Raw genomic sequence first — 20559 nt, forward strand, 5'->3', positions numbered from 1 at the left:
TGCTTCATTCAAATCGCAACGAGTTTTGAGGCAAATTTGATTCAAATTTTAGCAAAGATCTACGCAAATTACCGGAAATGGCGGAACTCCGCGCGAATGCAAGCTGTTGCACGAGCCCAAAACCAGCATTCACCCTCGCTTAACCCTGAAATCGATCTGTTGTCCGAGACACCCTTCCACCGGCTTTTCCGTTGCCCGCCGGACCATTTCGTCAAGACTCCATAAAGGCGTCCATGGCACCGTTCATGTCAGATAAGAGAAGCGGACCCGCCGCTCCGAGGTGTCCCGGCAACAGCCGGATCGCAAGCAGGTAAAGCAGGTCAGCCCCATTTTCCCGCCCAGGATCCCAAGTCCTGAAAACGGGAAATTGTAATGCGTAGACATGGGGATGCGTTTTGCGTAGCCGAGAAATCAGAGGCGCTCTGCAGCGATCGCTCGACCAGTTCGTGCATGCATCGGCTGCAGACGACAGCGCCGAAGCGCACAAGCATCGTGGCTTCATCGCCGCCCATCTCGCCAGTGGCTTTGCCGCCCTGGCGCTGGTGCCGCTGAGCCTTGTCTCCAATCTCGGCGTCGCAGGCTTTGCGCCCTCGGCGCTTGCCATTCTCGGTCTTGAAAGTCTCGCCGCTCTCTATGTGTCCCGCACCGGTCGCCTCGGTGAAGGCTATCTGCTCTCGTCCATCATCCTGACGGCCCTGGTCTGCTGGGTGGCGCTGCACACCGGCGGCCTCTCCTCCTTTGCCGTGGTCTGGTTTGCCATCGCGCCGATCGAAGCGGCCATGTCCGGTCGCCGTCGGGTGATCGGCTTTGCCTCGCTCGCCGGGGTGATCGGCTTTGCCATCGTGGCACTGCTGTCGCTGGCCGGCGTCGGCGCCGGACCGCTCGCCTTCCCCGGCAGCTCGGCCTTCCTCAACACGCTCGCCAGCATGCTCGGCCTTAGCTACGCCCTCGGCGTTGCCGTCAGCATCGAAAAGCGCGAACGCATGGCAGCCCGCATGGTCAGCCTGCAGGAGCGCCGCTATCGCCTGCTCGCCGACAGCATGAGCGATGTCGTCACCTGCCATGGCGTCGATGGCGACGTCACCTTTGTCTCGCCCGCCGCCAAGCGGATGATCGGCGTTCGTCCGTCCGACCTGCAGGGCGACGGCCTGTTCCGCCGCGTCAACGTGGCCGACCGGCCCGCCTATCTGACGGCCCTGTCCAATGCCCTGCACGAAGGTGAAGGCCTCGTGCGCTATCGCGTGCGCCGCGGCGATGATCCGGAAGCCGACGGCTGGCTCTGGGTCGAGTCCTCCATGCGTCGCGCCGACGACAAGAGCGTCGATGGCGCCGCCGTGATCACCGTGACGCGCGATATCTCCGATCGCAAGGCGCATGAAGACGCGCTTGAGGATCTGGGCCGCCAGGCGGAAGCCGCCTCCTTTGCCAAGACCCGCTTCCTTGCCAACATGAGCCATGAGCTGCGCACGCCGCTCAACGCCATCATCGGCTTCTCCGACATCCTGGCGCAGGAGCTGTTCGGCAAGTTCGAGTTTGATCGCCAGCGCGAATACTCCCGTCTGATCAAGGAGTCGGGTGAGCACCTGCTGCAGGTGGTCAACGACATTCTCGACATGTCCAAGATCGAGGCCGGCTCCTTCGACGTGACGCCCGAACCCTTCGATCTGAAGCCCGTCGTCGAACGCTGCACGCAGTTCGTCGCTCCCCAGGCCGAGAAGGCGCAGATCACCATCGGCGTCGACGTCGAGCCCAGTCTGCCCGAACTCACCGCCGATCCGCGCGCCTGCCGCCAGATCCTGCTGAACCTGTTGTCCAACGCCATCAAGTTCTCCAATGCCGGCGGTCAGGTCACCTGCGGCGCTCGCAAGGACGGCCGTCGCATCGTGATCTTCGTCCGCGACCAGGGCATCGGCATTTCCTCGACGGACCTTCCCAAGCTCGGCAATCCCTTCGTCCAGGCCGAGTCCGGTTATGACCGGCGGCACGAGGGCTCGGGCCTCGGCCTGTCGGTCGTCAAGGGCCTCGCCGCCCTGCACGGCGGGCAGATGTCCATCGCTTCCGAACTTGGCAAGGGCACCGAAGTCACCGTGTCCCTGCCGATCACCCCGTCCCGCGAACAGGTCACCCACCTGCCCAAGGTGCAGAAGCTCGATGAAGGTGTCCGTTTGACGAGGAGGGCCTGAGATCATGGCACGCTCCGCAGCCGTTCAGAAGCCCAGCGTCCTCCAGGGCGTCATGCGCCTGGCTCTCGGGAACCCGATGGCCACGGTCGGCGGCCTGGTCATGGCGACCATGGCCACGGCCATCATCACCAATGCCCTCGCGCTGCAGCGGGGCATGCACCCGGCGCCGCTCTTCTATGGCACCAGCCCCTTCGCCACGTCGTCCACGCCGCATCCTGCGGCCGCAGACTCGCAGCAGCAGACCCAGACGTCGATCGTGATCGGCATCCAGCAGGGGCTGGCCGAGTTCGGCTATTACAAGGGCAGCGTCGACGGCTTGCCCGGTCCGCAGACGTCGCAGGCCATTCTGGCCTTCGAGCGCGCCTTTGGTCTGGCACCAACGGGCGAAGCCAGCGACCGCGTGCTGTCGGCGATCCGCACGGTCCAGAGCAAGACCTCCGGGGCGACGCAGACACCCGTGGTCGCCGACCCGATCACCGTCGGTACCGTCTCCAACGTGGCGCCGGTCACCCTCTCCGTCCCGATCCCCTTGCCCAAGCCCGGTTCGGGCGCAGCCCAGCCATCCGCCCAGACGGCCGCAGCGCCGCAGGTAGCGACACCGACCGACAACGGTGACAGTGGTTCGATCGCCAACCTGATCGCCGCCACATTGCCTGGTGCCGATCCGGTTGTCGCCAAGCCGGTGCCGCATGTGAATGCCGTGGCGCCCGTCGCCCTGGCGGACACCGGCGCACCGGCCGCCGACGCCGGGATCACCCGCATCCAGCAGTCGCTGGCAGCGCAGGGCTTCGGTCCCCTGGCCGTCACCGGCCAGCTTACCGACGAGACGCGCGACGCAATCCGCCGCTTCCAGACCTATTACGGCCTGCCCGCCACCGGCGAAATCAACGAACAGTTCCTGTCGCAGATGGTGAAGGTCGGCGGTCTGCAGGTGCATTGACCCCCGTCCGGTTTGCCTCATGGCCTGCATGCCGCTATGGATGGCGGCATGCAGCGCATCACCTCCGATTTCTTCGTCTCCGCCTATGTTCGCCGTCGCAATGACGGCGGGCGCTTCACGGCCGTGGTCAAGCGCGGCGCAGCGGAGGCCGGGGCGATCTTCGTCAAGCTTGCAAGGCTCGATCGGACCGCCGATCTCTATGGCCCGGTGCCGCAGATGTTCCTCGATGAAACCGACCCCGCCGTGCGCGGTGGCCGCGTGTTCGAGCGCCTGATGACGGCCGCCGCGGAGTTCGAGGTGGACGAGCGCCTCTCCCGCGAGCGGGGCTTCGATCCGGACTGCTGGATCGTTGAGACCGAGGATCCCAGCGGCGACGTACAGCTCGATGTCATCCTGCTGTGAGTGCGCAAACGAGGTCTCGCGGCCCATGATCCCCTGACGGCTTTTCGCAAAGCGGTTGCTACTGGCGGCACATGAGACTATGTGTCCGCCCGTTTGCAGCATTTGCGGAGTCCCTCGATGACGACCTCCCAGTCTCCCCGCGCCGAAAAGCGCCCGCTCAGTGTGAGCCACCACGGTGTCGAACTCACCGACAATTACGGCTGGCTGCGCGCCGACAACTGGCAGGACGTGATCCGCGAGCCCTCCCTGCTGGCCGCCGACATCCGGGCCTATCTGGAGTCCGAGAACGCCTGGTGCGACGCCTATATGGCCGACACCGCCGATCTCAGGGACAAGCTGGTCGCCGAGATGCGCGGCCGCATCGTCGAGGATGACAGTTCCGTTCCCCTGCCCGACGGTCCCTATGCCTATGCCTCGCGCTATCTTGTCGGCGCGCAGTATCCGCGCATCATCCGCACGCTGCGCGACGGTGGGCCGGAGGAAGTCCTGCTGGACGCCGACGCGCTCGCCAAGGGCAAGCCCTATTTCAGCCTGGGCGGCGCCAACCACAGCCCCGATCACAAGCTGCTGGCCTGGAGCGTCGACGACAAGGGCTCGGAATTTCACACCATCCGCATCCGCGACCTCGAGACCGACAAGGAACTCGTCGACGAGATCCCCAACACGTCGGGAGAAGTGGCCTGGGCGGCGGATTCCAGGTCCTTCCTCTACACCTGGCTCAACGACAATCACCGCACCGAGAAGGTGTTCCGCCATGTGATTGGTACCCCGGTGTCCGAGGACACGCTGGTCTACCAGGAAGACGACGCCGGCTTCTTCAATGGCGTCGGCAAGACCCAGTCGGGCCGCTTCCTGGTCATCGACAGCCATGACCACGAAACCTCGGAAGTGCGCCTCATCGATGCCGCGACGCCCGACGCCGCCCCGCGCCTCGTCGCCCGCCGTGAAGCGCTCACCGAATACTCGGTGGAAGACGATGGCAACGGTCGCCTGTTCATCCTCACCAATGCCGACGGCGCCGAGGACTTCAAGATCGTCAGTGCACCGCTGGCCTCGCCCGGTCGCGACAACTGGGTCGACGTGGTGGCACACGAGCCGGGCCGGCTCATCCTGTCCATGTCGGTGTTCAAGGGCCGCATGGTACGCCTCGAACGCGTCGGCGGCCTGCCGCGCATCGTGATCCGCGAGCTGGTCAGCGGCCTTGAGCACGCGATCTCCTTCCCGGAGGAGGCCTATTCGCTCGGCCTCAGCGGCTCCTATGAGTTCGACACGTCTTTGATCCGCTTCACCTATTCCTCGCCGACGACGCCGGCGCAGATCTACGACTATGACATGGGCAGCCATGAGCGCTTCCTGCGCAAGACGCAGGAGGTCCCCTCGGGCCACGAGCCGTCCGACTATGTCACCCGCCGCATCCAGGCGCCGGCCGAAGATGGGCAGACCGTACCGGTCACCCTGCTCTATCGCGCCGACACGCCGCTCGACGGCTCGGCGCCCTGCTTCCTCTACGGCTATGGCGCCTATGGCATTGCCATTCCCGCGTCCTTTTCCACCAAGGTGCTGTCGCTGGTCGATCGCGGCTTCGTCTATGCCATCGCCCATATCCGCGGCGGCAACGACAAGGGCTATCGCTGGTACCTCGACGGCAAGCGCGAAAAGAAGACGAACACCTTCAAGGACTTCATCGCTGCCGGTCGGCATCTTGTCGCCGAAGGATATACGTCCGAAGGCCGCATCGTCGCCAACGGCGGTTCGGCCGGCGGCATGCTGATGGGCGCCATCGCCAACATGGCGCCGAGCCTGTGGGGCGCGGTGATCGCTGTCGTCCCCTTCGTCGACGTGCTCAACACCATGCTGGACGACAGCCTGCCGCTCACCCCGCCCGAATGGCCCGAATGGGGCAATCCGATCGACAGCGTCGAGGACTTCAAGCGCATCCGCGCTTACAGCCCCTACGACTGCGTCGAGGCCAAGGTCTATCCGCCCATCATGGCGATCGCCGGCCTCACCGACCCGCGCGTCACCTACTGGGAACCGGCCAAGTGGGTCGCGCGCCTGCGCGAACTCAAGACTGACGACAATCCGCTGGTCATGCACGTGAACATGGAAGCCGGTCACGGCGGCGCCTCGGGCCGCTTCGACGGCCTCAAGGACTTCGCCCTTGAATATGCCTTCGCCATCAAGGTGATGGGGAAGATGTAAGCAGGCCTCGCCGGAGGTCGTCTTGCGAAATGACCGACGGGCGAACGAGGTCTCCCACGTTCGCCCATTCGTCCGAGAGCAAGATGCTGCTGTTTGCAGATGGCTGGGACTGCCCGGCCCGGCGCATGCCGTCATTGCGACGGAAACGCGCCGATCACTGGATATCGACCGTCACAGTCCCCGTGCAACTGCTTGCGTCGCTGGTGGATCCCACCTCCTGGGCGCTCAACACCACCGTATAGGTCTTGCCTTGGGTGACACTGAACTCCTTCAGCGCGGTCCAGCTTCGGTTTGTCCAGTAATTGCCACCGGTGTCGTCCTTGGCATCACCCGTGGCAACTCCCCAATAGCGTGCATCGCTGGCAAATGGCGTATCGGCACTCTTGCGGAGCTCAAGATCAATTTCCTTGCGCTCGCTCGTCTTCCACATCAACTGGCTGCAGAAGCCTCGACCGTTGACCACCGCAAGTCCCGTCTTTTTGGGAAGGAACTTGAAGCTGTATATGGTCTTTGTACTGGCGTCGATCGGAAGCGCCACCTGAGTGAAACCGCCGAGGTGATGCAAAATGGTGGGGGTCGCCTGCGGTGCGGCACCCTCGCTGTTTGCTCCCGGCTGAGCCGAGGCATACAGCGGCCACATGATAGAAGAAACGGCAACGACTGTGGGGATCAACTTCATTTCAAACTCCTTCAAAATCTCAAGCTACAACTAAATTGCAGACCAAATTTTCGTACTGCCTCACGGCGGAAGAATGCATCTTCGGAAACAACGCTCAATCGGTCGTCCATCGATCACACACGCTCCGCTGAGCTACAGTAGCAAAAATATATTCATAAAGCCACATTCTTCCTCAAAAAAGCAGTTTTCGACACATCGCTGAGGGGTCGGGGATGAGAGGGGCAACTCGACTTGAAGCAAAAACTGCTTACGGTCTGAAAATCCTGGTGAGTGCCAGCGTTGTGGGGGGCCAATCAAGGCAAGATGTCGTCCGTCTGTCGGTGACGCCTCGGTTCCGAAGGCAATTGCAGTTCAAACCGCGAATGGCCGAAGTCCACAATATCCCACACGGAAACCCCACATACCCTGGTCCGCCGCGAGATGGCGATCGTCCGTCCGGCAACAGCACATCTCCCGGATAACAGATCCTTGCAAATTTGCAGTCATCTGCCTATATTCCGCATAAACGCAGGAACACCCGATGTCTGCTCTTGTCCAAACCCAGCCCTTACCCTCCTTCGACGGCGTCAGTCCGCGCGATGCCTTGCGTGGCGCCTTCCTGATCTTCGACGCGTGGAAGCTCTCCGGCGAAGATGCGCGCCTTCTGCTCGGCGCGCCGCCGGAACGAACCTTCTACGCCTGGAAGAAGGGTGAAGCGGCGCGACTGTCGCATGATACGCTGAGGCGCATCGGCTACATCGCCGGCATCTTCAAGGCCTTGCAGATCCTCTACACCAATCAGGCGCTCGCCGACGGCTGGCTTACGCGCCCCAACCGCGCCTTTGGCGACCGACCACCGCTCGACCGTCTGCGCGGTGGCGACGTCACCGACCTGGCCGCCGTCCGCGCCTATCTCGACGCCGCCCGCGCACCCTGGAGCTGACGGTGCCTGAAACCTTCGTCGACTGGCCGCGCGCCTATCGCATCATTGCGTCGCGCTATCCCCCCATCGATCTGTTCGAGCGCCTGACGCCCGACCCGGCCGTCTGGGACGCGCTGATCGCGCTGGAAATGCTCACCAACCCGCGGGTTCGCGACGAAGCCGGCCAGATCACCCTGGTGCCGGCCGACGAAAGGGTCAGCGGGCCCGGTGCCAGCTATGTCATGGCCTCCTTCACCCACCTCAACCCGAAGGGCTCGCGTTTCAGCGACGGCAGCTATGGCGTCTACTATGCCGCCGCCGACTTCGAGACGGCGCTGCGGGAGACCGTGTTTCACTTCGAAGCCTTTGCCCGCGACAGCGGCGATCCCATCCGCGACGAGGACATGCGCGTGCTGGTCGGCACCGTCGCCAACGCCTTCGAGGACGCGACCAGCCTCACCGATGCCGAGCAGGCGGCCATCCTTGCGCCGGACAGCTATGGCGCCTCGCAAGCCTATGCCCGAAAGCTTCGTGAGGCCGGCAGCAATGGCATCCTCTACCCGTCGGTCCGCAATGCCGGCGGCCTTTGCGTCGCCGCCTTCAAGCCGATTGCCGTGGGCATTCCCACGCAGGAGCGGCATATCCAGTATCATTGGGACGGCCAGCGGGTGACGCGCTATTTCGACTATGCCACCCAAGCTTCGGTGCCCGTTGCCACGCTCTGACGGCGCACAGCCTCAGCGGAAAACCTGACAAAAAATCAAGGTATTACACAAATCGGAAGAAGTTCCGATGACAGGTGGCTTCGGGAACGAATTTCTTTAGGATCCTTGTCGGAACACCAATATTTTCCCCGCGCCCTCATTGCCGATGTCCGGGTTAATGACTATGTTCCGCCATGCAGCGACGGGATGCCGTTTTGGCGTCCCGCGCGATCCCGATGTGTTGAAACGCACGGCGACGGCTCTCGGTGCCGTGTCTTTCAGCACATCAGGTCCTTTCATTCTCTTTCCTTGACGAGGAGAACACCATGGCTTTCGAACTTCCCGAACTCCCCTATTCCCACGACGCGCTCGGCCCCTACATGAGCCGCGAGACGCTGGAATACCACCACGACAAGCATCACCTTGCCTATGTCAACAACGGCAACAACCTCCTCAAGGGCACCGAGTGGGAAGCCGCTTCGCTCGAGGACGTGGTGAAGGGCTCGTTCGGCAAGAACGCCGGTCTGTTCAACAACGCCGCCCAGCATTACAACCACCTCCTGTTCTGGAAGTGGATGAAGCCCAATGGCGGCGGTGCCATCCCCGGTGAACTCCTCAAGAAGATCAACGAGGATCTCGGCGGTCTCGACAAGTTCCGCGCCGACTTCATCCAGGCCGGCCTCACCCAGTTCGGTTCGGGCTGGGCCTGGCTGTCGCTGAAGGACGGCAAGCTCGTCATCCAGAAGACCCCGAACGGCGAGAATCCGCTGGTGCTCGGCGCCACGCCGCTGCTCGGCGTCGACGTGTGGGAGCATTCCTACTACATCGACTACCGCAACCTGCGTCAGAAGTATCTCGAAGCCTTCTTCGACAATCTGGTGAACTGGGACTTCGTGGCTGAGCTCTACGCCAAGGCCGGCTAATCAATAGAAATATTTCAATAACAAACCTCCGCACCAACTGTGCGGAGGTTTTCTTTATCACTATGCATCAATTCCCAATTGTCATACTTTCTTTCTGCGGGTACCAAACCGCGCGAAGCATGGAATCATCGGATTCTGCGCATCAATCGTGAAAAATTTTTCTCGGAGCTATTTTCATCGTGTCGCAGCTGAGCGATCATCTGGACAAGGTTATTGTCATTGTCGACGATAACATCAAGTTCATCCAGTTGATCCGCGGGATGCTTCGTGATTTCGGCTTCACGCTCCTGCATGACTTCAGTGACGCGCGCGAAGCATTTCTCTTTGCCACACGAACGCATGTTGATCTGATCATCACCGATCTGATGATGACCCCGATGAACGGTTTCCAGCTTGCCGAGCGCTTGCGACATGCAGATGTGGTCGTCAACCGGGTGGTCCCGATCCTCTTGCTGACCGGTCACGCCGGGCGCAACAATATTCAGAGGGCCATATCCTCCGGCATTGATGAAGTGCTGGTGAAGCCGATCTCGGCCCGTCACCTGCATGATCGCCTGCTCAGCGTCTTCGACCGGCCGCGCGTCTACATCAAGACGCCCTCCGGCTATTTCGGCCCTGACCGGCGTCGGCGCAACGATCCCAACTACAAGGGCCCGGAGCGGCGCAAGGCCGACAGTGCCGACGTCATCACCACCAAGACCCTGGTGGAGATGCGAAATGACGCCCGGCGCAAATACGGCAACCTCGCACCGAGTCCGCTTGATCCGTCGGACGAGAAGCCACTCCTCGTCGGCCCGATCGTCACCATCCCGATCACCACGATCACGCCGAGGCGGGACGCGGAGAACCCGCCGCATCCGCGCAAAGCCGTCAGGGTCGATCTTGACGACATGGCGCCGCTCGATCTCGGACGCGTTGCTCTGCCCGGCGAGGGCGAACAGCCCTCAAGCCCACCGGCGACAAAGACCTCGCCGCCACGCGGGCGCTGAGGTCGCGTCATCGCCGGTTCGCATGGGCGATCGCCAGCAACTGCGGAACCAGCCGTGGAATTTCGCTGGCGACGGCGTGATCGAGCATCTTCAGCCAGCGTTGCGGAATGGCCTGCAGGCCGTAGGTGGCGCCCGCCAGCATGCCGGCAATGGCGCCGGTGGTATCGGCATCGCCCCCCTGATTGACGGTCCTGATCAGGCAGGCTTCGAAACTGTCCGTTGTGAACAGCCCGTGGAAGGCGGTTTGCAGGGTGTCGACCACATAGGCCGAGGACATGCCCTTGTAGGGATCGAAGGCGAAATTCGGGAAAGCTCCAACCAGCGCGTCGGCGCTCTTGCGGGCCAAGCCGATTCCGCCGCCTGATATCAGGCCCGACGCCATCTCCACCAGCGTGCGGCAGGCGGCATCCGAGAGCGGGTGATTGTGGGTGATATGCGCCTGTGATTCCACCCAGGCCGCGCCTTTTGCCGGATCTCCCAGCGTTGCCAGAACCACCGGCAGTACGCGCATGGCCGCACCGTTGCCGGCATCGCCCTCATTGAACGGCGTTTGCACGGTGCCCTGCGCCATGAAGCGGCGGATGCCACGCCGGCAGGTGTTGCCCACGTCCTTCGGCCCGGTGCGCAGCCAGGCGGCGAACTCTTCTGCCACGTCCTGCAAGTCGAGCGTGCCCTTGCGGGCCAGGGATCGGGCGAGCGCCAGCGACATGTCGGTGTCGTCGGTCACCTGCCCTGCCTTGAGATGCAGCCAGCCGCCGCCCTTGATATCCCTGAGCTCGCCGTGCTCGGCGGCAATCTCGCCGCGCGTCATGAACTCGACGCTGGCGCCCATGGCATCGCCGATGGCAAACCCGAGGAAGGCAGCCAATGCCCTGTCGGCCGTGTCGTCAGACGACTGCATGCGCACCTCCCTTATCTCGCCGTCACCACGCGATAGTCGCCGCCGATCACCAGATATTCGCCTTCGCCCTTCAGCGGGTGCGATGTCATCAGCGTGTTGAAGAACAGGATCTTTTCCCGCGGCACCTCGGCCGTCAGCACGATGTCGCCGAAGCAGTCGGCGATCTCTCGATCGGCAGTGAAGGAACTCAGACTGTTCATGCGCATCACCACCTGGCGGCGGTCGATGCGCTCGGAGATCGGATGTTCGTCGAAGCCGTTGATGCCGCGATAGAGCGTCAGATGCGTTTGGCCGACGGCGGCAAAGCGCGCCAGCGCCCATTGGCAGAACTCGTAGAGCAGGTCGAGCTGGGTATAGATCGAATTGTTGTGGAAGCGGCTCGACATCTTCTCCTGTACATAGACGAGCCAGTCTTCCGAATAGACCTTGTCCAGCACCGCCTTGTGATAGGTCGGAAAGATGCCGAAGCGGCTTTCGACCCAGCCCTTCAGCACCGCGCCTTCCGGACTGTTGCTGTCATAGCCCCAGCCCTTGATGAGGCGCAGGTAGGACGAGCGATAGCGCCGCCGCCCCGCCTCGCGCGGGCCTTCGCGCTGTTCGAGGTCGATGCCGAACATGGCCATCATGTATTTGGCGAAGGCTTCGCCCGCCTCGTCGAGATCGCCGGCAAGATCCAGCATCTCGAACAGCGGCCCATTCATCTCGCGGACGCCGGAGATATGCACCGGCTCGGGGCGTTCATTGAAGGCGCGATCGGCGAGATAGGCTGTCGACATCCCGACAAGGTTTGTCGAATGGCCGATCATCTGGTGTGGCTTCAGCGGAAGCGGCGCAAGCGCCCCTCCGCCCCCCGCATCAGGGTTGGCGCCCGTCATTGTCGATTTCGCCCCGTTTTGCCGGCTCATGCCTCGGGGCGATCACTGTGCCGCGCCGGATCCCCTGTGATCAGGTGATCCTGACAAGCCCGCACCGATCAACGCCCCAAACCTCTATTGCAAGAGGCGGACCAGACCATGTCCTTATACTCGCTCTGCATGTTGTAGAGCCAGTTGCGGCAGGACTTCTCGGTCTTGAAGCAGGGGTGCTCATTGGCGGTCTTGTAGCGGATGAAGCCGAGATCCACCTCCTTGCGCCCCCAGAAGGATCCCTGCCACAGCTTTTCCGGCCCCACCGCCGCCGCCAGCGAGCTGCATTCATAGGGTTCCGTCGGCCGGACGATGAAGTCGGCCGCATGGGCCGACGTCACCGCCGTCAGGCATCCCGTCACCAACACCAGTGCAAACGCGCGCATGTCCGCCTCCCTGAAGCTCTCACAGAGTGCCATTATCCTGTGCAAATGCGGCATTTATAGCGTCGTCGGCTCACAGCCGGCCGTGGGCAAAGTCCCAGTAGAGCTTGCGCGCCCTCTGCGCCACCGGGCCGATCGGCTTGTCGATGCCGTCGAAGCGGGTCACCGGCATCACCTTGGAATAGTTGCCCACGGCGAAGACCTCGTCGGCGGTCTCGATGTCTTTCAGCTTCAGCACCGCCTCGCGCGCCGCAATGCCGTCCTTGCCGAGCAGCCCCAGCACGCGGGCGCGGGTGATGCCGGCGAGGAACGTCCCGTTGGCCACCGGCGTCAGCGCCACACCATCCTTGACGATGAAGATGTTGGCCGTCGCAAACTCGGCCACATTGCCGAGCATGTCGCAGATCACCGCGTTGTCATAGCCCTTGGCCTTGGCTTCCAGGATGGCGCGGCCGTTGTTGGGATAGAGGCACCCGGCCTTGGCCTCCAGCACTGCCGTCTCCGGCAGCGGTCGACGGAAGCCGGTCGACGCGGCGGTGAAGCCCGTGGGTTCCGGCATGGCGGATTCATAGATCGTCAGGCAGAAGCGGGTGCTGTCGGCCATCGGCGGCACGCCCATGAAACCGCCCTCCTCGGCCCAATAGGTGGGGCGGATGTAGAGGGCCACGTCGCCCTTGAACTTGCCGCACCCTTCCCTGGCCAGCGCCTCGATCTCCTTGGCCGCCAGGGTCGGCTTCAGCCCCATGGCCGTGGCGCTGCGGTTGACCCGTTCGCAATGCTTGTCGAGGTCGGGCGTCACGCCTTCGAAGAAGCGCGCCCCGTCGAACACGGACGATCCCAGCCAGAAGGAGTGGGTGCGCGGCCCCCAGATCGGGGCATTGCCCTCGAACCACTTGCCGTCCATCCATGTCCAGGTTTGCGACCAGTCGACCATGTTGAATTTCCTTAAATGTTTGAATGTCCTGCTCGGAGTGATTATCCGAATGGGAGGTTGCGCCTGCCGTCCGATTCCCTATCATCGACCCGCCACGACGGGACTTCAACATGAACCACGCCATTTATCTGTTCGACGCCTACGGCACCCTGTTCGACGTTCATGCCGCCGTGCGCAAGCATGCCGCCGGCCTCGGACCGGACGCGCAACGCCTGTCGGATCTGTGGCGTGCCAAACAGCTCGAATATTCCTGGATCCGGTCGATGACCGGCACCTATCGCGACTTCTGGCAGTTGACCGAGGACGCGCTGGACACCGCCTTCGCCGCCTTCCCGAGTGCCGACAAGAGCTTTCGTGCCGAGCTTCTGGAGTCCTACCGCTCCTGCGATTGCTATACGGAAGTGCCCGAGGTGCTGCGCGAGTTGAAGCACGAGGGCGCCCGCATCGCCATTCTCTCCAACGGCAGCCCGCGCATGCTGAACCGGGTGGTGCGCGCCAACAAGCTCGATGAGCTGATCGACGAGATCCTCTCCGTCGACGCCGTCAAGATCTACAAGCCCGACGCCCGGGTCTACGATCTGGCTGCCACGCATTTCCGCGTCTATCCCAGCGCCATTTCCTTCCAGTCGTCCAACCGCTGGGACATCGCCGGCGCCTCCAAGTTCGGCTTCCGCACCGTCTGGCTCAACCGCTCCGGCGCCATCGACGAATACCCCGACATGCCACCGGCCGCCGAGCTCAAGGATCTCAAGGGGCTGATGAGTTTGCGGTGAGACGCAAAGCAGCTCAGGAAAACCCATTGATGCAGCGATCTTGTTATGATCTGTCCTGATGTGTATATTTCTTCTCATCCATACACATTTGGAAGCCCGTCATGCGCACCAATATCGAGATCGATGATGACCTTATTGCGGAAGCCATGACCGCAACCGGCCTCAAGACCAAGAAGGCCGCGATTGACTTTGCTCTCCGCGAGTTGGTGCTGGCCAATCGGCGGCGTGAAGCCATTCGGGCGCTGGACGGCCTGGGCTGGGACGGCGATCTTGACGAAATGCGAGCTGACATTCCAGAGGACGTAAGCGCCTAGCCATGATCGTGGTCGATAGTTCGGTCTGGATCGGGCTGCTACGTCAATCCAAAAGTCCGGCCACTGATCGCATTCGTCATTGCAAGGATCCTAACGAAATTCTTGTCGGGGACATCATCCTTCATGAAGTGCTCCGAGGCGCGCGAGACGAGGCGCATGCGCAAAGTATTTTGCGCTGGTTGCAAACCTTCCCCGTCGTCGAAATGATGGACAAACAGCGCGCCATCAACGCCGCCGCAAACTACCGCCGCCTGCGCGAAGTCGGCGTGACCGTCCGCAAGACCGCCGACATGATCATCGGCACCTATTGCCTCGACGAAGGCCACCTGCTGTTGCATGAAGACCGCGATTTCGAGCCCATGGCCGTCCATCTCGGTCTTCGCTTCGCATAGCCTCCACGAGCATGCCTCTGGCCCAGGCAGATATTTCGAAGCAAGGATTGCCAACGACCGGGGATTGGTTACTCTCGGTTCTAGCGGCCATTTGTCTCGATTAGCTGGCGCGCTCGATGCTGTTTTTCGACATCCATTTCAATGTTACCAAGGGGCAATCATGTCTTTCTTCGCACCGCTGGCCACGGCCTTTGCCGTCTCCTTGCTCGCGCTCCAGCCGGCTTCCGCCGGCGGCTTGGACGCCTTGACCCTCAAGAAGCTGGAAATGCTTGCCAAGGCCTCAAATGAGCAGGCGGCAAGCACCGGATCGCCCCAGGCGACCATCAACGGCAGTGGCTTCATTCAGGTTACCGCCACGGTCACCTTGAAGTCCCCCTCGCTCGCCACGTCCAAGGTCACCTGCACGCTCGAGACGTCGGTGATGGACAACTTCACATCGTCCTATCTGGACACCGCGACAGCAAATGCGACGGTCAAGAGTGGCAAAGCCACTTGCACCATCAAGATGGCCGTCAACTGGCCCGGCCTGACGTCCGGCTCCGCGCTGGCCGTCTCTCTCAGCGTCCTGACGCCGGACGTCTCGGCGACCACGATCGCCCGGACGCACACGCGGACTCTGTCGAGCAGCGCGACCATTCCGACCAACGGCAGCACGACTTCCTTCACCGCCGCCGTTACCCTCTGACGCTGCGGCAAGATCCGGGAAGGGGTTGCCGCCGTTGCTACTGCGGCAACCCCCATCGCATTCAGCCGATCACTTCAGCAGGCTGCCCAGCACGCCGCGAATGAGCGCGCGACCGATCTGGCTGCCCACCTGGCTCGACACCGAGCGAACCACCGATTTCACCGCAGCTTCCGCCACGCCCTGCCGTCCGCCCCAGGGCGAGCGGCTGGACTCGCGTTCCTCGCGCGCTTCGCGACGGGCGCGCTCGGCGGGGCTTTCATACTCGTCGAGGCGCGGGCTGTGCGCCGGTTGGTCGGTCTGCTCCGGCTGCGGCGCCGGCTGACGGCTCGCGCCGCCCCATCCGAAGTCGGGGATGTGAAAGCCGGTGTTGGTGCGCGTGGTGGGCGGCACGGCCGTCTCGCGAGCGGGACTGCGGCCGTTGGCACGGGCAGCCAGAACCTCGAAGGCGGACTCGCGGTCGACAGCCGCCTCGTAGACGCCGGCGAGCGGACTTGCCGCGATCACCTGGGCGCGTTCGTCATCGGTCAGCGGCCCGAGGCGCGAGGACGGCGGACGGATCAGCGTGCGGCCGACCATGGACGGCACCGCCTTGCCTTCCAGCATGGACACCAGCGCCTCGCCCTGGCCGAGCTGGGTGATCGCCTCGTAGGTGTCGAAGTCCGGGTTGGCGCGGAAGGTCTCCGCCGCCACCTTCACCGCCTTCTGCTCGCGCGGCGTATAGGCGCGCAGCGCGTGCTGCACGCGATTGCCGAGCTGGGCGAGCACGCTTTCGGGCACGTCGAGCGGGTTCTGCGTCACGAAATAGATGCCGACGCCCTTGGAGCGGATCAGCTTGACCACCTGGTCCACCTTGTCGAGCAGCGCCTTGGGCGCCTCATCGAACAGCAGATGCGCCTCGTCGAAGAAGAACACCATCTTCGGCTTGTCGGGGTCGCCCACTTCCGGCATCTGCTCGAAGAGTTCCGACAGCAGCCACAGAAGGAACGTGGCGTAGAGGCGCGGCGTCTGCATCAGCCGGTCGGCGGCGAGCACGTTGACGGCGCCCATGCCGTTGGCCGTCACCTTCATCATGTCGGAGAGTTCAAGCGCCGGCTCGCCGAAGAAATTCTCGCCGCCCTGCTGCTCCAGCACGAGAAGCTGGCGCTGGATGGCACCGACCGTCGCCTTGGCCACATTGCCGTAGCGGGAAGCCACCGCGTCGGCATTGTCGGCGAGATAGGTGAGCATGGACCGCAGATCCTTGAGGTCGAGCAGCAGCAGGCCTTCCTCGTCGGCGATCTTGAAGGCGATGTTCAGCACGCCTTCCTGCACGTCGTTGAGTTCCAGCATGCGCGACAGCAGGAGCGGCCCCATCTCCGACACCGTCGTGCGGATCGGATGGCCCTTCTGGCCGAACAGGTCCCAGAACACCGTCGGGGCGCCATTGAGCTGGTACTCATCGGAGAAGCCGATGTCATGGGCGCGCTTTTCCAGGAAGTCCTTCACCTCGCCCGGCGCGGCGATTCCGGAGAGGTCGCCCTTCACGTCGGCGCAGAACACCGGCACGCCGGCTTCGGACAGTCCTTGCGCCAGCACCTGCAGCGTCACGGTCTTGCCGGTGCCGGTGGCGCCGGTGATCAGTCCATGGCGATTGGCGAGCTTCAGCGTCAGATATTCGGGCCGTGTGCTCGACCCGATGTAAACCTTGCCTTCCTCCAGCATCTTCTCTCCTCTGCCGACCTTCAGCGGCTCTACCCTGTCTTTACCAAGGTTTAGCACAGGTCAGACGAAGCAGCCAACGCACCGGAGGGCCTATCGCTTGCCCGTCGGCATCAACTCGGGTAAGCCCGAAGCCGACACGCCACCCGCCCTACCAAACCCAGGAAGCGCCGCCATGCAGGATACCATCGACACCATCGCCTCGACTGTCGGCATCAGCCCTGAGCAGACCGACGGCGCCATCCGCATCGTTCTCAACTTCCTGCACAAGGCCGGCCCGACCGAGACGATCGAAAGCCTGGCGTCCGAACTCGGCGCCGCCGACTATCTCAGCGCCGCGCCCAAGGCCGGCTTGCTCGGCTCCATCGGTGGCATGTTCGGCGGCATGGGCGGGGCCATGGCGGCCTTCAGCGCCCTGCAGGGGCTCGGGCTCGACATGGATCAGATTCAGGGTGTGGTGAAGAACCTCATCGACATCGCCCGTCAGAAGATCGGCGACGAGAAGGTGGAAAACATTCTCGACTCCATCCCGGGCCTTGCCCAGCTCATCTGACGACCAGGATCGTCCTGAAGACAAACGGCCCGCCGCGGATGAACCGGGCGGGCCGTTTTCATGTCGTCACAGCGGATCGTCTCAGCTGTCGGTCAGGGTGATCTGGCCGTAGCGAAGGGCTTCCACAACCGCCTGCGTCTTGTTGCTGGCGTCCAGCTTTTCGCCGGCGTTCTGCAGGTGCGCGTGGACGGTGCGCTGGGAAATGTTCAGGTTCTCGGCGATTTCCTGCGCGGTCATGCCGTTGGCCGTCAGTTCCAGCACCCGGCGCTCGCGGGCCGACAGATCGCCCGGACGGGAGTCGATCAGATAGCCGAGGGCGCGCAGGCGGCGGAAGGCCTGATTGCACAGGAAATCGAAGGCCACGAGGTCGAGCTCGGTCAGCGACAGCGCCTCGCCAAGACCGATCACGGCCGCCTGATAGGGCGGGATCGAGGTTATGGGAACCGCGACGATGCGCGCCGACGCCTCGGGACCGGCCGCCGCCACCAGATCGGAATGGCCGGAAATGCTCACACCGTCGATCAGGCACGGCCGATGGGCAATGCGGCAGCGCTCCAGGACCGGATCACCACGATTGATTGTAATCAGCTGCCCGCGTTCCGAACGGATATCAGGCCACTTGATATGCAACACCAACGGCTCAACCGGCCGCCCCGGCATCGGGAGCCCAGAAATGAGGATATGGCTGGCGCCATGCCCAAGCAATCGCTTTTCAATGACATCGAAAATGCGGTTAGCGCTGGAACACGTCCGCAATCCGACTGCATCAGCAAGGATATCATCAGGTGTATTCATGTTTTTCTACCCGACTTTCTGAAACTGACAAGACGTCGCTTTCCATAACAGGCAGCGCCATCTGCGACCGACTTCCACCACACCGAACGCAACTATAAAACAACACAATGAGCCATATATATTACAAAAAAGAGATCATTCAAACCCCAAATGTCAAAGGACCTGTTCTTTATCCCGATTGAACTCGTTTCTTAGTTGCACATCTACCTCTATGAATCGACTGCCATTTCGCAGCGCCTTGCGCATCCTGCATACAAATCATACAAAATATCGCGGTTATAGGCACAAATACGAATGGCTGAAACATTGCTGCAATTTTCACCGCAGATAGCGTGCCGTCCTCCACTACCACCCCACACGCGGATTTCGAGCTCGTGCGTCACAGCCTCGCCTTTTGACTAGCTGGCGCTTGAATCCAAATCCAATATAACCACCACGCATATCTAGACTCTCAGCAACGCAGGACTTGTACGGCCATGAACATCGATCTTCGAGGCCTTCCGGACTTTGAAACCGGGGATCACAGTGCATGGCTCGCGGTTGCCCAAAAGGCACTTGGCGAGGGCAGCCTTGATCGATTGTCGCGCAAAACCATAGACGGCATTGCGTTTCCGACCCTCGCTCAGCCTTCGCCGAACAAGCACCCGCTAAGTCTTCGTCCTGTTGCTACGCCTTGGACAATTGCCCAGTCCGTAACGCTCGGCGATACCGCCGCAGCTAACCGGATCATCCTAGACCACCTTGCGCATGGTGTCGGAGCAATTGAACTCAGGTTGCCCGATTACGGTTGCGACGCCAATACTGGCAACCGGTTGCTGGCAAACCTCAAACACGCCTTCGAAGGTGTGTACACAGATCTTATACACACACATCTGACACTGTTTCCAGCCACCCACGATTTATTTTTGGGAATTACACCCTTATTAAGCGCATTGCGAGCATTTTCACCGAATGCAACTTTTCATTTCGGTATTGATCCAATCACCTTCAATCTGGCGCAAGGCCGGCCTGTTTCGGAAATGCAAGTTTCCGCAAGCACTTTTGCAAATTTGATCGGCGACCTTGACGAATTGGGCGCAGCGTCGACCGCTTTCAGCTCCCGTGGCCAATATTGGCATGCGGCCGGCGCGACCGAGGTTCAGCAGATTGCACTGGCGATCAGCACCGCCGTGGCCATCCTCGACATGGCGCCGGACGCTGATTCGCGTCGGGCGGCCGCATCGAGACTTGAGTTTCGACTGGTCGCAGACCCAAATCAGTTTGCTACCATCGCGAAATTCCGCGCATTCCGGCAACTCTGGGCCCTTGTGCTTGAAAGCTGGTCGTTGCCGCAGAGCCCCGCGTTTGTGCATGCCGAACCCGCCTGGCGTTCGATGACCCGCCGCGACCCTTGGGTCAACATTCTCCGCTCTACCATTTCGACCGCTGCCGCTGCACTGGGCGGCGCCAACACGATCACCACGGTCCCCCATACCGCCCTGCTCGGCACGGCCGATGATGATGCACGCCGCCTGTCGCGCAACATCCAGTCGGTCCTGCTCGAGGAGTCCAACCTGCATGTGGTCGGCGACGCCGCGGCAGGCTCAGGTGGCCTCGAAACGCTGACCGACCGCTTCGCCGAAGCGGCCTGGGCCGAAGTCCAGCTGATCGAGCGCGAGGGTGGCCTCATCCGCAGCCTGGCCGACGGCCGCATTCAGGCCCGCATTGCCGAGGCGGACGCCAAGGAGCGCAAGCTCATCGCCGCGCGCCGCCTGCCGATCACCGGCACCAGCACCTGGCCGCTGCTCGATGAAGCCGTGCCGGCGCTGTCGGGTGAACCGGACCTCGCCGCGCCCGGGCCGAACCTCACCCGTCTTGCCGAGCCGTGGGAAGCGCTGCGCGATCGTTCGGACGCCGCGCTCGCGTCAACCGGCAGCCGGCCCACCGTGTTCCTCGCCAACCTCGGACCGGTCGCCGCCTTCATCGCCCGCAACAACTGGACCAAGAACCTCTTGGAAGCCGGCGGCATTGAAGTGCGCCAACCCGATGGTGTCGTCGCGTCGGCCGAGGCCGCCGTCGCCGCCTTCCGCGCCTCCGGGGCTTCGGTCGTCTGCCTCTGTTCGAGCGACGCCATCTATGCCGATCTTGCCACCGCCGTCGCCACCGCCCTCAAGGCGGCCGGGGTGCGCCATGTGGCGATTGCCGGCAAGGGCGGCGAGCTCGAGGCTGCCTTGCGAGAAGCCGGCGCCGATCGCTTCATCCACGACGGTCTTGATATGGTCGCCCTGCTCGGCGACCTGCAAGCCGTCATCACCGCGCGCTGA

21 protein-coding genes are annotated in these 20559 nt (G+C 62.7%); 14 read left to right on the forward strand and 7 right to left on the reverse strand.

Going from position 1 to position 20559, the window contains the following annotated elements:
- Positions 1-395 precede the first annotated feature (395 nt).
- From L2I41_RS17455 to L2I41_RS17470, 4 genes are all read left to right on the forward strand, one after another.
- Positions 396-2183 (forward strand): PAS domain-containing sensor histidine kinase, encoded by a 1788-nt coding sequence (locus L2I41_RS17455; RefSeq protein WP_237154862.1) that lies wholly within the window; start codon positions 396-398, stop codon positions 2181-2183.
- Positions 2184-2187: 4 nt separating this feature from the next.
- A complete protein-coding gene (locus tag L2I41_RS17460) occupies positions 2188-3123 on the forward strand; it encodes a peptidoglycan-binding domain-containing protein (RefSeq protein WP_237154863.1) in 936 nt (311 codons plus the stop codon).
- A gap of 48 nt (positions 3124-3171) precedes the next feature.
- The gene (locus L2I41_RS17465) at positions 3172-3525 is read left to right on the forward strand and encodes a DUF1491 family protein (RefSeq protein WP_237154864.1); all 354 of its coding nucleotides are present in this window, start codon (positions 3172-3174) and stop codon (positions 3523-3525) included.
- Positions 3526-3642: 117 nt separating this feature from the next.
- On the forward strand, positions 3643-5727 hold the full coding sequence (locus L2I41_RS17470; RefSeq protein WP_237154865.1) for a S9 family peptidase: 2085 nt from the start codon (positions 3643-3645) through the stop codon (positions 5725-5727).
- A 154-nt stretch (positions 5728-5881) separates the two neighbouring features.
- Here the strand turns inward: L2I41_RS17470 and L2I41_RS17475 are convergent, their stop codons facing one another.
- Positions 5882-6406 (reverse strand): hypothetical protein, encoded by a 525-nt coding sequence (locus L2I41_RS17475; RefSeq protein ID WP_237154866.1) that lies wholly within the window; start codon positions 6404-6406, stop codon positions 5882-5884.
- A gap of 520 nt (positions 6407-6926) precedes the next feature.
- Between L2I41_RS17475 and L2I41_RS17480 the strand changes: the two genes are divergently transcribed.
- From L2I41_RS17480 to L2I41_RS17495, 4 genes are all read left to right on the forward strand, one after another.
- The gene (locus L2I41_RS17480; protein WP_237154867.1) at positions 6927-7328 is read left to right on the forward strand and encodes an MbcA/ParS/Xre antitoxin family protein; all 402 of its coding nucleotides are present in this window, start codon (positions 6927-6929) and stop codon (positions 7326-7328) included.
- A gap of 2 nt (positions 7329-7330) precedes the next feature.
- Positions 7331-8032: an RES family NAD+ phosphorylase gene (locus tag L2I41_RS17485; RefSeq protein WP_237154868.1), complete on the forward strand. Its 702-nt coding sequence runs from the start codon at positions 7331-7333 to the stop codon at positions 8030-8032.
- A gap of 305 nt (positions 8033-8337) precedes the next feature.
- On the forward strand, positions 8338-8934 hold the full coding sequence (locus L2I41_RS17490) for a superoxide dismutase (RefSeq protein WP_237154869.1): 597 nt from the start codon (positions 8338-8340) through the stop codon (positions 8932-8934).
- Positions 8935-9113: 179 nt separating this feature from the next.
- A complete protein-coding gene (locus L2I41_RS17495) occupies positions 9114-9923 on the forward strand; it encodes a response regulator (RefSeq protein WP_237154870.1) in 810 nt (269 codons plus the stop codon).
- 7 nt (positions 9924-9930) lie between these two features.
- Here L2I41_RS17495 and draG read toward each other — a convergent pair whose 3' ends face one another.
- From draG to L2I41_RS17515, 4 genes are all read right to left on the reverse strand, one after another.
- Positions 9931-10824 (reverse strand): ADP-ribosyl-[dinitrogen reductase] hydrolase, encoded by an 894-nt coding sequence (gene draG / locus L2I41_RS17500; protein WP_237154871.1) that lies wholly within the window; start codon positions 10822-10824, stop codon positions 9931-9933.
- Positions 10825-10835: 11 nt separating this feature from the next.
- Complete coding sequence (locus L2I41_RS17505; protein WP_390634414.1) at positions 10836-11699, reverse strand: NAD(+)--dinitrogen-reductase ADP-D-ribosyltransferase; 864 nt, start codon at positions 11697-11699, stop codon at positions 10836-10838.
- A gap of 98 nt (positions 11700-11797) precedes the next feature.
- Positions 11798-12115, reverse strand: a complete 318-nt coding sequence (locus L2I41_RS17510; protein ID WP_237154872.1) for a hypothetical protein — start codon at positions 12113-12115, stop codon at positions 11798-11800.
- A gap of 70 nt (positions 12116-12185) precedes the next feature.
- On the reverse strand, positions 12186-13046 hold the full coding sequence (locus L2I41_RS17515) for a branched-chain amino acid aminotransferase (protein ID WP_237154873.1): 861 nt from the start codon (positions 13044-13046) through the stop codon (positions 12186-12188).
- Between the two features lie 110 nt (positions 13047-13156).
- Between L2I41_RS17515 and L2I41_RS17520 the strand changes: the two genes are divergently transcribed.
- The 4 genes from L2I41_RS17520 to L2I41_RS17535 all read left to right on the forward strand — a co-directional run bounded on the left by L2I41_RS17520 (position 13157) and on the right by L2I41_RS17535 (position 15210).
- Positions 13157-13819, forward strand: coding sequence for a haloacid dehalogenase type II (locus tag L2I41_RS17520; protein ID WP_237154874.1), 663 nt, complete (start codon positions 13157-13159; stop codon positions 13817-13819).
- A gap of 101 nt (positions 13820-13920) precedes the next feature.
- Positions 13921-14133 carry a type II toxin-antitoxin system VapB family antitoxin gene (locus L2I41_RS17525; protein WP_237154875.1) on the forward strand — a complete coding sequence of 71 codons (213 nt, stop codon included), beginning with the start codon at positions 13921-13923 and terminating at the stop codon, positions 14131-14133.
- Between the two features lie 2 nt (positions 14134-14135).
- Positions 14136-14525: a type II toxin-antitoxin system VapC family toxin gene (vapC, locus tag L2I41_RS17530; RefSeq protein ID WP_237154876.1), complete on the forward strand. Its 390-nt coding sequence runs from the start codon at positions 14136-14138 to the stop codon at positions 14523-14525.
- A gap of 160 nt (positions 14526-14685) precedes the next feature.
- Positions 14686-15210 (forward strand): hypothetical protein, encoded by a 525-nt coding sequence (locus L2I41_RS17535; RefSeq protein WP_237154877.1) that lies wholly within the window; start codon positions 14686-14688, stop codon positions 15208-15210.
- Positions 15211-15279: 69 nt separating this feature from the next.
- Here L2I41_RS17535 and L2I41_RS17540 read toward each other — a convergent pair whose 3' ends face one another.
- Complete coding sequence (locus L2I41_RS17540; RefSeq protein WP_237154878.1) at positions 15280-16911, reverse strand: helicase HerA-like domain-containing protein; 1632 nt, start codon at positions 16909-16911, stop codon at positions 15280-15282.
- A gap of 172 nt (positions 16912-17083) precedes the next feature.
- Here L2I41_RS17540 and L2I41_RS17545 point away from each other — a divergent pair, with 172 nt between their 5' ends.
- Positions 17084-17461, forward strand: coding sequence for a DUF2267 domain-containing protein (locus L2I41_RS17545; RefSeq protein WP_237154879.1), 378 nt, complete (start codon positions 17084-17086; stop codon positions 17459-17461).
- An 81-nt stretch (positions 17462-17542) separates the two neighbouring features.
- Here L2I41_RS17545 and L2I41_RS17550 read toward each other — a convergent pair whose 3' ends face one another.
- Entirely contained in the window at positions 17543-18094 is a 552-nt protein-coding gene (locus L2I41_RS17550) for a helix-turn-helix transcriptional regulator (RefSeq protein ID WP_237154880.1), read from the reverse strand.
- Between the two features lie 638 nt (positions 18095-18732).
- On the opposite strand from L2I41_RS17550, the gene L2I41_RS17555 reads away from it, so the two are divergent.
- Positions 18733-20559, forward strand: coding sequence for a methylmalonyl-CoA mutase family protein (locus L2I41_RS17555; protein WP_237154881.1), 1827 nt, complete (start codon positions 18733-18735; stop codon positions 20557-20559).

The sequence above is a fragment of the Oryzibacter oryziterrae genome, assembly GCF_021864535.1.
Taxonomy (GTDB): Bacteria; Pseudomonadota; Alphaproteobacteria; order Rhizobiales; family Pleomorphomonadaceae; genus Pleomorphomonas; species Pleomorphomonas oryziterrae.

Coding starts and splice junctions, on each gene's coding strand:
- L2I41_RS17460 (WP_237154863.1), top strand. CDS start 2,188: ATGGCACGCTCCGCAGCCGTTCAGAAGCCCAGCGTCCTCCAGGGCGTC.
- L2I41_RS17465 (WP_237154864.1), top strand. CDS start 3,172: ATGCAGCGCATCACCTCCGATTTCTTCGTCTCCGCCTATGTTCGCCGT.
- L2I41_RS17470 (WP_237154865.1), top strand. CDS start 3,643: ATGACGACCTCCCAGTCTCCCCGCGCCGAAAAGCGCCCGCTCAGTGTG.
- L2I41_RS17475 (WP_237154866.1), bottom strand. CDS start 6,406: ATGAAGTTGATCCCCACAGTCGTTGCCGTTTCTTCTATCATGTGGCCG.
- L2I41_RS17480 (WP_237154867.1), top strand. CDS start 6,927: ATGTCTGCTCTTGTCCAAACCCAGCCCTTACCCTCCTTCGACGGCGTC.
- L2I41_RS17490 (WP_237154869.1), top strand. CDS start 8,338: ATGGCTTTCGAACTTCCCGAACTCCCCTATTCCCACGACGCGCTCGGC.
- draG (WP_237154871.1), bottom strand. CDS start 10,824: ATGCAGTCGTCTGACGACACGGCCGACAGGGCATTGGCTGCCTTCCTC.
- L2I41_RS17505 (WP_390634414.1), bottom strand. CDS start 11,699: ATGACGGGCGCCAACCCTGATGCGGGGGGCGGAGGGGCGCTTGCGCCG.
- L2I41_RS17510 (WP_237154872.1), bottom strand. CDS start 12,115: ATGCGCGCGTTTGCACTGGTGTTGGTGACGGGATGCCTGACGGCGGTG.
- L2I41_RS17515 (WP_237154873.1), bottom strand. CDS start 13,046: ATGGTCGACTGGTCGCAAACCTGGACATGGATGGACGGCAAGTGGTTC.
- L2I41_RS17520 (WP_237154874.1), top strand. CDS start 13,157: ATGAACCACGCCATTTATCTGTTCGACGCCTACGGCACCCTGTTCGAC.
- L2I41_RS17525 (WP_237154875.1), top strand. CDS start 13,921: ATGCGCACCAATATCGAGATCGATGATGACCTTATTGCGGAAGCCATG.
- vapC (WP_237154876.1), top strand. CDS start 14,136: ATGATCGTGGTCGATAGTTCGGTCTGGATCGGGCTGCTACGTCAATCC.
- L2I41_RS17535 (WP_237154877.1), top strand. CDS start 14,686: ATGTCTTTCTTCGCACCGCTGGCCACGGCCTTTGCCGTCTCCTTGCTC.
- L2I41_RS17540 (WP_237154878.1), bottom strand. CDS start 16,911: ATGCTGGAGGAAGGCAAGGTTTACATCGGGTCGAGCACACGGCCCGAA.
- L2I41_RS17545 (WP_237154879.1), top strand. CDS start 17,084: ATGCAGGATACCATCGACACCATCGCCTCGACTGTCGGCATCAGCCCT.
- L2I41_RS17555 (WP_237154881.1), top strand. CDS start 18,733: ATGAACATCGATCTTCGAGGCCTTCCGGACTTTGAAACCGGGGATCAC.